Genomic DNA, 13,349 nt, shown 5'->3' on the forward strand with positions numbered 1-13,349 from the left:
GAGACAGGCCGTATCACATTCGTATGTAAAGGAGTGGCTCTTCATGACACGCTCATTCAGAAACCCCATCCTCTATTTCTCGCTCGCTCTTGGTTTGTTCGTCACGTGCGGCACCGCACTCTACATATACGGAACTCAATCTACCCTCCCTGCGAATGTCACGATTGCTGACTGGCGTGTGGGTGGAATGACCTATGCGACATTTCAGTCTGAATCCGAGCAGCGCCTGAAACGATTAGCCGCGTTCCCTGTCCTTTTGCACACATCCTACCCTGAAATTACAGCCAAAGAATTACCTCTAGGACAATTAGGCATTCGTTATGACAAGAGCCTCCTTACACAAGCCCTCCAACAATTAACTAGCGGATCTCCCTTCGAACGTGCCAAAGCTCGCTGGACCTTGCGAAATGCGAATATCCCTTTGAATGTCTCAGTGGATCCCGCGGGGCTTACGGCTACTGTAAAAGATACTTGGAAAGAGCTATATACGAAACAGCCTGTTGCCGCCAAGCGTATCCTCAAACCTCAAGATCAGGTTACTTACGAACCCGAGCGAAACGTGCTGCGCATCGATACCGCGCACTTGCAGGAGCAGTTGCAAAGCATCGCCCCTAGTTTGGGTACTCTCACGCATACCGCACCACTCGGGCTCTCATTGCCCATTTACGAGCTGAGCCCCTCTGTCACAATAGCATCCTTGAAGCAGCAAGGCATCGATGGCAAAATTTCCGAATTCACGACCTCGTTCCCCCAATCGGGTGAAGGACGGGTTCACAATATACGAGCAACCGCTACGTCCATTCAGGATTACTTGATGGCACCGGGCGACACTTTTGATTACAGTAAGATCATTGCTCAAACAGAAGCCAAATTTGGTTACAAAGAAGCCCCGGTTATTCTGAATGGGAGTCTCGTCCCAGGAATCGGCGGCGGCATATGCCAAGTGTCCACAACGCTCTATAATGCCGTTTTGCGCAGCGGTCTTGAAATCGTAGAACGACGTAATCACTCTCTCCCAGTCAGTTACGTCCCTCTCGGGCAAGATGCGACATTCGCAAGCGGTTATATTAATTTCAAATTTCGTAACAATACCAGTAGCTACATTTGGATACGTACCATAACAACGGATTCAACGGTGACCGTAAAACTTTTTGGGCATCAAACACCAACTATCACCTATGACATTGAGTCCAAGGTCGTAGAAACAATTCAGCCCCCCGTTAAATATGTGAACAATCCGAGCTTGAGCCGAGGGTTAGAACGCCCAATCAGCACGGGAAAGGTGGGTTACAAGGTTGAGACCTATCGAACCAAACGAGAAAACGGCACAATCGTGAGTAAAGAGTTAATCTCGAAGGATCAGTATTCACCTGTGCCTTCCGTCATCGCGGCCAACCGTAAAGATCTCCAAACAGAGGACCTAGCACCTAAGCAGCCCGTGGTGGAAGATGGCGTAAGTACGCTTGCTGTCCAATGATACACAATAATTGTGATGAAATCATGAAGGTCATGTGACTGTAGTTACTACGTCATTATGACTTTTTTCTTTTATGATAAGACTATCGAAAGAGTATTGAAGGAGGCATAACGATGAGCAAAGTGGATTATTTCAAAGAATTAAACTATCGTCTGCGCGGACTTCCCGAGAAGGAGCGCCAAAATATATTAAAAGTGTATGAAGAATTATTTCAAAAAGCCGTTGAAAACGGCAAGCATGAAGACGAGGTTTCACAGTCTCTCGGTTATCCGCGAGTACCAAACTGGGATGCACAGAAAGAGTCGCCACCTATTAAAGAGGAGGTTGCTAAACGTCCCCTAGATGAGTTTGATGTTGAAGCGATACAAGTTGAGGAACTGCCTTATTCGAATGAGGAGCTTGGAGAGACAACTATCCCGTATGTAAAGCAGCCCGATCCGGCTGTCGGACCAAAAATTCCCGTACAAGCCCCAGAATCTTGGGTACCGCCTGCCTACACACAGCCACCTCAGCTGAATTACCCACCTGTGTATAATACACCCTACCCGCCTCCCTATCCGACAGCAAAGCCGGAAAGCGGGATAAAGGCGATCATTATTTCGATTATGCTTGGTTTCTTTAATCTCGTATTCGTTGTAGGTCCGTGGGTTGGGATTTGTGCAGCTTTGATTGGGTTTTTCGCTGCCGGATTCGCTCTGCTAATTGCACCTGTTATTGGCGTGCTTACCAGCTTAGCGGGAACATCGGGGAGTGACTTCCAATTCATTTCCTTTACACTGCTTGCCTGCTTTGGCTTAGGCATCATCATCACAACGCTTAGCACTTGGCTGCTTAAGCAGTTTTTCAAACTTAGCTGGAAGTACATCCAATTCAACGCCAAATTGATTAAGGGGGCATAAGCCATGCAACGTAAAGTGAAATTTTTCTTAGTGACCGGCTTTATCTGCCTGGCAATAGGCCTGATTGGAGCTGCCGTGTCTTTCCAATCCTTAGACTTGGATACAGGTGTCGCAAACATTGATATCGAGAAAAAAATAGCCGCAGCCAATATCGATACATTAATTATTGAAAATGATATCTCAGGCATTACTTTTGTTCCTAGCAATTCAGATGAAATCAGCGTTCATTTAGTCGGCGCTGCTCGATCCGAGAATGATCAGAATTGTACGATCGAAGCCGTGACAGAAGGTTCAAATACATGGCGAGTCGATGTCTGTACGAATAGAAAAAATCACATTGATTTCGGATTTGACCTCACAGAATTCAAAAGCTTATTCAGCGGTCAAAGCCTTCGTTTGCGGACAGAAGTCAGTTTGCCCGACAAACTTTACAAGGCCATTACGGTCAGAACGGATACGGGCAGCATCAACTTCAAGGAAGTAAAAGCTGAGAAGCTGACTGCTAGTGCGGATACAGGAACGATTACAGTTGACCGTTATGAAGGAAAAACATTGAATCTGCAAACCGACACAGGCAGTATTCATCTCAACGACGGGCAGGGCAATGTGAAGCTCAAAACCGATACAGGTACCATCACAGCGAAGCTTCGTGAGCTCGGTGATACAGTTACCGCTGAATCGGACACGGGAACAGTTCGCATACAGCTAGATTCTGCACCTACAGATGCAAGCTTCGATCTACGCACAGATACAGGCAGCGCTACGCTGGATGTACCAGGTGTGAGCGTTCAACAACGAGCCAGCCGAAATGAAGCCAAAGGTTCTATTGGCAATGGCAGCAAAAAAGTTACAGTACGGACAGATACAGGCTATGTAGAGGTTAAAGGTAGATAAATCCAGAGGCTGTCTCTTAGGTCGAAGTAGACCTTCAGAGATGGCCTCTTTTTTGAGATTTTGAAAATTTTTGTCGAAGAAGAAGGAATTAAGTCGCATTGCCCCGAATATACAAAATTATACAGCAACTTCCCATATTTATCCAATAGTAAAAAATGCTGTATAACAAAAGAGAGAAGAGGGGCAACATTGAAAAAAAGTAGAGAAATTCGAGAAGAAGCAAGACAAGCATTACAGGGGAATTGGTTCGCGGCCGTTGGGTTGTATCTGATTACCCTTCTAATCACAATCCCTTTTGGGATCGGCAGTAGTTTAACTGAAGACGGTGAGCATTACGTTTTATCTATCTTGTTTAGTTTAGGCTCCATCCTCCTGTCCGTTGTTATATCCACAATTGTATCAACGTACTTCCTTCATTTAGCTAGACAACAGAAACTTGGGTACGCCGATTCTTTCTCATTTGCAATTAGAAATTACTGGCCATTTTTCAAATTAACTTTACTAATGGGACTTAAAATATTGGCTTGGACACTGCTATTTATCATTCCGGGTATCATTGCTTCCTTACGATATTCACAGGCAATATATGTAAAGATCGATAATCCAGAACTGTCTTCATCGAAAGCCATTCGAGTTAGTGCGGAGATGATGAAAGGGTACAAGTGGAAATATTTTTGTTTAGCACTTAGTTTTATAGGCTGGGCACTATTAGTTCCATTTACTTTATTTATTGGAGCATTATGGCTTGGTACTTACTACAATACGGCGAGATCGGTATTCTATGATTTTCTGAATGCGGACAGACTAACTAAAATTACATCATAAAGACAACAACTAAAGAGAACAAGCTCTTCTCGAACATCCGATGGATGACGGGAAGGGCTTGTTTACGATACATGAGGATTACGGTTTCAAGCGGTGATCTATTTCAAAAAGGACTCAATCTTCTCCAACAGCCGATTCCAATCAACCGGCTTCGTATCAAAATCATCGCAACCTGCATCAAAAGCCATCTCCCGATCGGCTGCCATGGCATGAGCGGTTAGCGCGATAATGGGGATGCCCCGCGTCTCCGGCGAGGCTTTAAGCACTCGAGTCGCTTGCCAGCCATCCAGGACAGGAAGACTCATATCCATAAGAATAAGGGCTGGCATCTCGGTCCGTGCTGCATCAACACCTTGCTGTCCATCTGTCGCCATAATGACTTCGAAGCCTTTGCGGATTAAACGGCGGGACAGCATATCACGATTCATTTCGTTATCTTCCACTAATAAAATTTTAGACATGGTCGTCCGCTTCCTCTTTACGTCGAATACAGGCCTGATCCCCATTGCTATGCTCATTCATCGCACTTGCCATAAGGCTGCGGATTTCCTGCAGCAACGATTCGCGTTTAAAGCTTCCTTTTTGGATAATGTTTTTCACATAACCATTCAGTCGCATCCGGTCCTCGGAAGCAATATCCTTCGCCGTCACAACGACAATCGGAATCCATTGCCACTCCTCACGTTTGCGCAGCTCCGTAACGAACTCGAAACCATCCATGCCCGGCATCATTAAATCGAGCAAGATTAATTGCGGAAGCGCTTGAGACATCATACTCAAAGCCACGCGACCATCCTTCGCCTTCGAGACCTTGAAGCCTTCCCTTTCCAACATTTGCGTCATCATGTGACTTGTGGTCACATCATCCTCAATGACAAGTACGGCATTGGTTTGACGCTCAGGGATATGCTTATCCAACACAGAGATTAATTTATCAATATAAACTGGTTTGGTCAGGAACTCTGCCGCCCCCAGTGCATAGCCTGTATTCTTGTCATCGGTCATCGACATCATGATAACGGGGATACCGGATAGTTCCGGATCGTTCTTGAGCGTCGTCAGCACGGCCCAACCATCCATCCCCGGCATAAGGACGTCGAGGGATATCAAGGTAGGACGCAGCTCTCTAGCTAGTCGAATGCCTTCTTCACCATTTTGGGCCAAAGCAACTGTACAACCTTCTTTACTGAGAAAACGCTGCATCAGTTGCAGCACAGCTGGATCATCGTCAATGACCAATACCGTGCGATTGCTTTGAATATCGAGCGGACTGCTCTCCATCACTTCATCAAGGCTTCTACCCACCTGATTCTCCTGCAAAGGCAACCAAGCGGTAAATGTTGTACCTTGACCATATACACTATCCACGCTGATGTGGCCGCCCATCATTTGGCACAGCTTCTGAGAGATCGCAAGTCCAAGTCCCGTTCCTCCGTATTTTCTCGTTGTCGAGGAATCAGCCTGTTTAAAAGCTTGGAATAAATGTGTCATCTGTTCCCCAGTCATCCCAATCCCTGTATCCTGAATACTAAAGCTAATGCCAGATCGCCGATTAACCATCTCGTAACCAGCAGTCAGCCAGATTGTGCCATCCTTTGTAAACTTACCGGCATTGCTCAACAAATTGAAGAGAATCTGCATCAACTTCGTGATATCTGTTCGTATCTCTCCTTCGGGAAAAGCAACCTCCAAACGGTTGCCGCCTGCCTCTATAAGCGGATTGACGGTCGTCAGCACATTGCGAATCAAAGTGGGGATATCACAGACTTCTAGATACATATCCATCTTACCCGATTCGATCTTGGAGAGATCCAGAATATCATTAATGAGTGTCAATAGATGCTTGCCGGCGTTATGAATTTTGCCCAAGTCATCTGCAAATGCGGGCTCATTCATATCCTCAGCATCTTCTTTGAGCATCTCACTATAGCCAATGATCGCATTCAGCGGTGTACGCAGCTCATGGCTCATATTGGCGAGGAACTGACTTTTGATCTGATTGGCCTCGATCGCCTCATCACGTGCTTTGGAGAGCTCCGCTGTACGCTCCTTGACTAATTCCTCCAATTGATCGTTTAACTGCATCAACTCTTGATTCACGTAGTAAATCTCCCGTGTCTTCTCCTCGGCGATCTGTTCGGCTGCCTTCCGTGCTTTCTTCTCCCGTTCTAACTGTCTTCGAAGAACATCAATTTCGGATATCTCCTGCATATCATTTCACTTCCGCTTCCGACGCTTTCGACAAAATAAACCGTGCCGCGGTTCCTTCCTCCAAGTTCTCGCGTACCACGTGAATCGCCTCACCATAGTGCTGAATGCATCCGTTAATCAGCCCTTCAGCCAAATCCGCAAACGGTCGCGAGGATCGGTAAATCATGATCAGCGTCCCTTCTATGGACGTGTCATATTCGAACGCAGGCAGCTCAGCGCCCGGATAGAGCTTACGAACTTCAACGTGAATATAGCTGTCCACCTTTTGCAAAAAGCTAAATACCGTGCTATTTTCTTGCAGAAATTGTGGGTGCAGCTCGATGAGTTGGGTAAACAAATATTCACCGAAAGTAATAATCAAATCGGTAACAGGGATGCTTGTCCGCTGGCTTAACTGCACGATAAGCTGAATCATTTCACCATGATGATAAGTGCCCACAGAGGTGTAGCTCCCGCCTGAAGGTAAATCCGATCCTTCAATAATTTGATCCACGATGCTTAAAGAAAATTTATTTTCGACCATTTCAAGAAAAGAAGTAAAAACCATGCCTTTCATCGTAACACGCTCCCATTTTCTATATAGAGTAAATCTCTTTACGTACGATGTGCATGAAGGCATCCACCACTTGGGGATCAAAATGAAAACCACGCTGCTTCTGAATTTCCGTCAAAGCTTCCTCGGTGGACCATGCCCGTTTATAGGGACGTTCGTGCGTCAAGGCATCATAAAAGTCAGCAAGTGCCACAATGCGCCCTGCAAGTGGAATTTCTTCTCCCCTTAATCCGTTCGGATACCCTGTACCGTCCCACTTCTCATGATGCGTTAAGGCAATCGTATGGGCTAACTGCAAATCCGGGAATTGACTCCCCTCGAGGATACTTGCACCAATTGTCGTATGTGTTTTCATCTGCTCGAATTCTTCAGGACTGAATCTTCCTGGCTTCAATAATATATCATCCGGTATGCCTAGCTTTCCGAGATCATGTAAAGGTGTAGCTCGTTCAATCAACGATGCTTCGTGATCCGATAAACCCAGCGAGGAAGCAATCTCCTTCGCCATTTGACCCACGCGCTGCGTATGCTGCCCCGTCTGATCATCTCGGAATTCCGAAGTTCGCCCCAATAGTTGCAGGATTTCCAGCTTCGCCTGCTCTAGTTTAACCGTCCGTTCCTGTACGCGCAGCTCTAACAACTGATTCTGGTCCTGCAGCTGCAAATGATAGAATCGTGTTTTCAACAAGTTTTTGATCCGTAAGACAACTTCTGTTTTATCTAAAGGCTTCGTGAGGAAATCATGAGCCCCCAAATGCAGGGCTTCCTTCTTGGCCTCCTGCGTCACATCGGCAGTAAGCACTAAGATCGGCAAAAAATGACCTTCCTCTACCCGTTCCCGGAGCAGCTTCAAAGCAGCGAATCCATCCACGTCAGGCATATGTAGATCCAATAAAATAATGTCAGGTTTAATCTCTTCAAATAAGGATTCTAGCTGTCTGGGATCCGTTGTACAGTGTAAATTGGAAAAACCTGCACGGCTCAGTATTCGCTCCAACAGGCTGATATTGTAAGCCTGATCGTCGATAATCAGAAAACGAGCGCCTTGCATCCAAATTTTATCCATCTATGCACCTCATTCCATCCTTGCTTGTAGAACTAATTCTAATGCATATTTTACCATATATATCATACGATGTGACTTTGTAATGTCGAAATTTATATAAAAAGTTAACATGGATTTCCTTTACACGAATTGTAAATATTTTGTCGAAATAGAGGGATTACAATGATTACCAAGAATATATACAAAATAATATAGAAAGTGGGTAAATTAACCATATGTTAAAAAGTTTTCAGATGAACATTCAGATGAAGATTGTGACAACATCTCTGCTATTACTACTTATCCCCATTCTCATCCTCGGCAGTATCTCCTACTATGTATCTTCCAATGTCACGAATTCCTTGATCGAAAAAGACTTACGGAATGCCGTACAAATGTCCATCCAGCTGATTCAATCCTTTGATGATTCCGTTAAATCGGGGAATATCACCAAGGAAGAAGCGCAAGAGAAAGTGAAAATATGGATGCTTGGTCCCAAGACCGATGGCAAAAGACCGATCAATCCCAATATTGATTTAGGCAAAAATGGGTACTTCTTTGTCCTTGATAACAAGGGAACCGAACTTGCACATCCCTCGTTGGAAGGTCAAAATATTTGGGATAAGAAATCCAATGATGGTCAACTTTTCATCCAAGAAATGATTCAAAAAGCAGAAAATAAAGGTGGATTCACGACTTATATGTGGCCACTGCCAGGCGGTTCCACGAAAGAAGCTATGAAAATCACCTATGCGGAGAAGGATCCACTGTGGGGATGGGTTGTGGCAGCCGGTTCCTACTTACAAGATTATAACGCTGGACAAACGGACATGTTGAATACGATTATACTCACTCTTGTCATTTGTTTACTGGTCGGTCTATTGGTTCTCATCCTCTTCGCTAGACATATCGCTAAGCCTCTCGTTCGAGTAGAACATCAAGCCAGTGAAATTGCGACGGGCAATTTATCAATAGCTAATTTGAATGTGACGAATCGAGATGAAATTGGCAAACTAGCTGGATCTTTCAATCAGATGAAAGCCTATATCAAGCAACTCGTATCGCAAGCTAGCTTAAGCTCCGGTGCCTTAAATGAGGAATCTAAGCAGGTCTCGCAATCTCTGGATCAAATGGCACAAGCCGCCAATCACATTTCCTCTGTGATGCACGGTGTAGCAGCTAGTACAAACACACATGCAATTAGTGTCGTAGAAAGCTCTTCCGCTATGAAAGAATTGTCCGACAGCATTCAGCAGGTCGCATCCAGCTCTTCTATCGCCTTCAATTTATCCGAAAACACGGTATTGGAAGCGGAAAAAGGAAATGCCTATATCCAGCAAACGAATGCCCAAATGCAGGTCGTTAGCTCAACCATGGACAACCTGTCTAGCATCATCGACTTACTGCGTGATCGTTCCCAGCAGATTGGTGAAATCGTTTCGATCATCTCCGATATCTCGTCACAAACGAACCTCTTGGCCTTGAATGCTTCAATTGAAGCTGCACGTGCTGGGGAACATGGCAAAGGGTTTGCCGTAGTCGCGGGGGAAGTTAAAAAGCTCGCAGAACGCTCCAAAATGTCTTCGGAGCAGGTCACAGAGCTGATCGTGGGTATCCAAGGAGATATCCTCGGAGCCGTAGAAACCATGCATCAAGGTGACCAAGAAATCTCATCCAGTGTAGGGACTTTGAAGGAAACGGGGTTCGCTTTTGAACGAATTCACAGCGCTGTTAAGCAGGTCCTAGGACAGGTACAGCAAGCATCCTCAGAAGCCGATCGCATGTCAGCTACCTCTCAACAGATCATGTCATCCTTATCCGAAATGGAGAATTCCGCCAACCAATCGGCAGGTACCGCACAAACGATATCCGCTTTGACCGAAACACAGCTATCGAGCATCGATGGTATCTCTGCCTCGGTTAAGAACTTAAATGACATGTCAGCCCAGCTGCAGGATGTTATTCAACAATTTAAAGTATAGAGTGGTAGGTTATTAATTACATTAACTGGCTACGCTCTTCGAAATGTCAGACAATGTTGATGATATGGAAAGACACCTATGCTGATGATTTATATTAAATGGAAAATATACAGTTATTTGCGAGGATTTGCTTCGGAAAATCAATTTAACTGGAAATTATGTAGTTAAAACCACCTATAATTATATAGATTGGCTAAATGCATATAATTAACTGTATCTTTTCAGGCTGTCGAGAAAGTCTCGCGGTGTTTTCGACAGTTTGATTTTTATGTGGTGGATCTCTCCTCTTAAAAGAAAAATCGATTTAAAACAATCTGAGAGACAACGTTCGAGTCTAAAAGTGACGTTAATTAATTCAAACTTGAAAAAGGGCACTTTCTCGACAGCCTGATCTTTTCCATCTATTGTGCATTAAAGAGGAAAAACCCGAAATATAACTGTATAAAATCCATCTATTTGACGTGAACACCATTGAGTTTCGATGCTTCCATCCAGCACCTATCCCCCTCCTTACGTTTAACCCAACCCCCAAGAACATATGAATGCTAACGTATTAAAAAAGCTCTACTCCTTCATCCTATGGATGATGGAGAGAGCTTTTTTAGTAAACTTATTTACTTTTCTCTAAAAAGTCCTGCAACCATGCCTGCGATTCGGCTAACACTTGCTCCGCGCGACCAATGGCCTCGCTCACTTGATTGCTCGCCGTACCACCGAACACATTACGTGCATTCACGACTTGCTCAGGTTGAAGAACCGCATAAATATCGGACTCGAATAGCTCGGAGAAGGTTTTGAACTCCTCGATGCTCATATCGAGCAAGTATTTTTTGTTTTGAATGCAGTAGAGCACCGTTTTGCCGATGACTTCGTGCGCTTGGCGGAAAGGAAGACCTTTGTTCACCAGGTAATCTGCAATGTCCGTTGCATTTGAGAAATCTTGGTTCACGGCTTGGCGCATGCGCTCCGTGTTCACTTTCATTGTCGACACCATCGGAGCAAACAATTGCAGCGCACCTTGCAGGGTACGAACCGTATCAAACATGCCTTCTTTGTCTTCCTGCATGTCCTTGTTGTACGCCAGCGGCAGCGACTTGAGTACGGTCATCAGACCAAACAAGTTGCCATAGACGCGGCCTGTTTTACCACGGACAAGCTCGGCTACGTCCGGGTTCTTCTTTTGCGGCATGATCGAGCTGCCGGTGCAGAATGCATCATCGAGTTCGATGAACGCGAACTCGGTCGAAGACCAGAGCACCATTTCCTCGCTGAAGCGAGAAAGGTGCATCATGATCATGGACGCGTTGGAGAGGAACTCCAGGATGAAATCGCGGTCGCTGACCGCATCCAGGGAGTTCTCGTACACGCGTCCGAACCCGAGCTGCTCCGCCACGAAATGGCGGTCGATCGGGAAGGTCGTGCCCGCGAGCGCTCCAGCGCCGAGCGGCAGCATGTCTACGCGCTTGTAGCTGTCCTGCAAGCGCTCAAGGTCACGCTGGAACATGCTGACGTAGGCCATCAGATGGTGCGCGAACAAGATCGGCTGCGCACGCTGCAGATGTGTATACCCCGGGATAATCGTATCGAGATTAGCCTTCGCTTTCTCAAGCAGGGCTTCCTGCAGCTTGATCAGCAAGCCAACGAACTCCACCACGCGCTTGCGCAGGTAGAGATGCATGTCCGTCGCCACTTGATCGTTGCGGCTGCGGCCCGTGTGCAGCTTGCCGCCGACAGGACCGATCAGGTCGATCAAGGTTTTCTCGATATTCATATGAATATCTTCGTTCTGAATCGTGTATTCCAGCTCGCCGCGGCGAATCATGCCCTGTACTTGCAGCAAGCCGTCTTTGATTTTCTCTACATCGGCAGCAGGAAGAATCCCGCATTTGCCCAACATCGTCACGTGCGCCAAGCTGCCTTCGATATCTTCCTCAGCAAGTTCTTTGTCGAAAGTAATGGATGCTGTATATTCTTCGACCAATTGGTCGGTTTGTTTCGTGAAACGTCCACCCCAAAGCTTAGACACGGTGCATGACCCCTCTCGTATTAACTCCTAGAAACCCTTATGGGACAACCTTATGGACAGCCCAAAGGCTTTCCACAAAGGGAAAGCCCACGGCTGAGCAGCTATAGAATTGACAACCAACATCATTTATTCAATGTAATGGTTGCCCTGCAGTTACTTTTTCGCGTTTTGTTCCACGCCGGAACCCACTTTCAAGCGCAGTGCATTCAAGCGGATAAAGCCTGTTGCATCGCCTTGATCGTAAGCCTTTGTTGGATCTGCTTCCATTGTCGCGATATCTGGGTTGTAAAGGGATACTGGGCTTTTCACGCCAGCGCCGATCACATTACCTTTGTACAATTTCAGACGAACTGTACCAGATACGTTCTTTTGGCTCTCGGACACAAGCGCTTGAATGGCCAAACGCTCAGGTGCGAACCAGAAGCCGTTATATACAAGGGATGCATATTTTGAGATCAAAGAATCACGAAGGTGCATAACGTCGCGGTCCATTGTGAGGGATTCCATTTTACGGTGAGCGGTGAAAAGAATCGTACCGCCCGGCGTCTCGTATACGCCACGGCTCTTCATGCCGACGAAACGGTTCTCCACCATGTCCACACGACCGATGCCGTGTTTGCCGCCGATTTCATTCAACGATTCCATCACTTGCAGTGGTGTAAGTTTTGCTCCGTTGATTGCTACGCAATCACCAGCAGCAAACTCAAGCTCGATGTACTCCGCTTGGTCTGGTGCATCTTCTGGCGCAACGCTAAGCACGTACATGCCTTTGTTGTCGTCAGCTGCTGGATCGAACCAAGGATCTTCCAACATGCCGCTCTCGAAGGAGATGTGCAACAAGTTGCGGTCTGTCGAATACGGCTTCGCTGCGGATGCGGTTACCGGAATGTTGTGCTTCTCCGCGTAAGCGATCATTTCTGCGCGACCCGGGAACTCCTCGCGGAACTGCTCCAAACGCCAAGGTGCGATCACGGACAGCTCAGGCGCAAGCGCCGCAGCTGTAAGCTCGAAACGCACTTGGTCATTCCCTTTACCGGTTGCACCGTGAGCAATCGCTGTTGCGCCTTCAGCACGCGCGATCTCAACCATACGCTTCGCAATCAAAGGACGTGCAATGCTTGTGCCCAGCAGGTATTGGCCTTCGTAAAGAGCCGCCGCTTGGAACATCGGGTTGATGAAATCTTTCGCGAACTCATCGCGTAGATCGTCGATGTAGATTTTGGAAGCACCCGTTGCTAGTGCTTTTTCTTCCAGGCCGTCAAGCTCATCCTTTTGCCCAATATCCGCTGTGAATGCAATGATTTCTGCGTCGTACGTTTCTTTTAACCATTTGAGGATAACTGATGTATCCAACCCGCCTGAATAGGCGAGTACGATTTTTTCCTTAGCCATGTCTACGCTTCGCTCCGTTTCTACTCTCACAAATTAAAATAAAAT

11 protein-coding genes are annotated in these 13,349 nt (G+C 46.3%); 5 read left to right on the forward strand and 6 right to left on the reverse strand.

Annotation, left to right across the window (positions count from 1 at the left end; genetic code table 11):
- The first annotated feature begins 43 nt into the window (after window positions 1-43).
- The 4 genes from HQN88_RS23665 (at window position 44) to HQN88_RS23680 (ending at window position 4,095) form a co-directional block, all read left to right on the forward strand.
- The gene (locus HQN88_RS23665; protein WP_173117154.1) at window positions 44-1,477 is read left to right on the forward strand and encodes a VanW family protein; all 1,434 of its coding nucleotides are present in this window, start codon (window positions 44-46) and stop codon (window positions 1,475-1,477) included.
- Between the two features lie 113 nt (window positions 1,478-1,590).
- Window positions 1,591-2,376, forward strand: coding sequence for a DUF1700 domain-containing protein (locus tag HQN88_RS23670; protein WP_173117156.1), 786 nt, complete (start codon window positions 1,591-1,593; stop codon window positions 2,374-2,376).
- Window positions 2,377-2,379: 3 nt separating this feature from the next.
- Window positions 2,380-3,270 (forward strand): DUF4097 family beta strand repeat-containing protein, encoded by an 891-nt coding sequence (locus HQN88_RS23675; protein WP_173117158.1) that lies wholly within the window; start codon window positions 2,380-2,382, stop codon window positions 3,268-3,270.
- A gap of 189 nt (window positions 3,271-3,459) precedes the next feature.
- Entirely contained in the window at window positions 3,460-4,095 is a 636-nt protein-coding gene (locus HQN88_RS23680; RefSeq protein ID WP_173117160.1) for a DUF975 family protein, read from the forward strand.
- A gap of 98 nt (window positions 4,096-4,193) precedes the next feature.
- Here HQN88_RS23680 and HQN88_RS23685 read toward each other — a convergent pair whose 3' ends face one another.
- From HQN88_RS23685 to HQN88_RS23700, 4 genes are read right to left on the reverse strand one after another with little or no spacing between them, the layout of a single operon-like run.
- Window positions 4,194-4,556 (reverse strand): response regulator, encoded by a 363-nt coding sequence (locus HQN88_RS23685; RefSeq protein WP_173117162.1) that lies wholly within the window; start codon window positions 4,554-4,556, stop codon window positions 4,194-4,196.
- Window positions 4,549-6,306, reverse strand: coding sequence for an ATP-binding response regulator (locus HQN88_RS23690; protein WP_173117164.1), 1,758 nt, complete (start codon window positions 6,304-6,306; stop codon window positions 4,549-4,551). The genes HQN88_RS23685 and HQN88_RS23690 overlap by 8 nt, the downstream gene beginning before the upstream one ends.
- Before the next feature lies 1 nt (window position 6,307).
- Window positions 6,308-6,862 (reverse strand): heme NO-binding domain-containing protein, encoded by a 555-nt coding sequence (locus tag HQN88_RS23695; protein ID WP_173117166.1) that lies wholly within the window; start codon window positions 6,860-6,862, stop codon window positions 6,308-6,310.
- A gap of 19 nt (window positions 6,863-6,881) precedes the next feature.
- Window positions 6,882-7,925, reverse strand: a complete 1,044-nt coding sequence (locus tag HQN88_RS23700; protein WP_246320417.1) for an HD domain-containing phosphohydrolase — start codon at window positions 7,923-7,925, stop codon at window positions 6,882-6,884.
- A 215-nt stretch (window positions 7,926-8,140) separates the two neighbouring features.
- Between HQN88_RS23700 and HQN88_RS23705 the strand changes: the two genes are divergently transcribed.
- Complete coding sequence (locus tag HQN88_RS23705) at window positions 8,141-9,886, forward strand: methyl-accepting chemotaxis protein (protein ID WP_173117168.1); 1,746 nt, start codon at window positions 8,141-8,143, stop codon at window positions 9,884-9,886.
- Window positions 9,887-10,496: 610 nt separating this feature from the next.
- On the opposite strand, the gene argH is transcribed toward HQN88_RS23705, so the two are convergent.
- Both argH and HQN88_RS23715 read right to left on the reverse strand, forming a co-directional pair.
- Window positions 10,497-11,912 carry an argininosuccinate lyase gene (gene argH / locus HQN88_RS23710; protein WP_173117170.1) on the reverse strand — a complete coding sequence of 472 codons (1,416 nt, stop codon included), beginning with the start codon at window positions 11,910-11,912 and terminating at the stop codon, window positions 10,497-10,499.
- Between the two features lie 153 nt (window positions 11,913-12,065).
- A complete protein-coding gene (locus HQN88_RS23715; RefSeq protein ID WP_173117172.1) occupies window positions 12,066-13,304 on the reverse strand; it encodes an argininosuccinate synthase in 1,239 nt (412 codons plus the stop codon).
- Between the last annotated feature and the right edge of the window lie 45 nt (window positions 13,305-13,349).

It is taken from the genome of Paenibacillus qinlingensis, assembly GCF_013204845.1.
GTDB lineage: Bacteria > Bacillota > Bacilli > Paenibacillales > NBRC-103111 > Paenibacillus_E > Paenibacillus_E qinlingensis.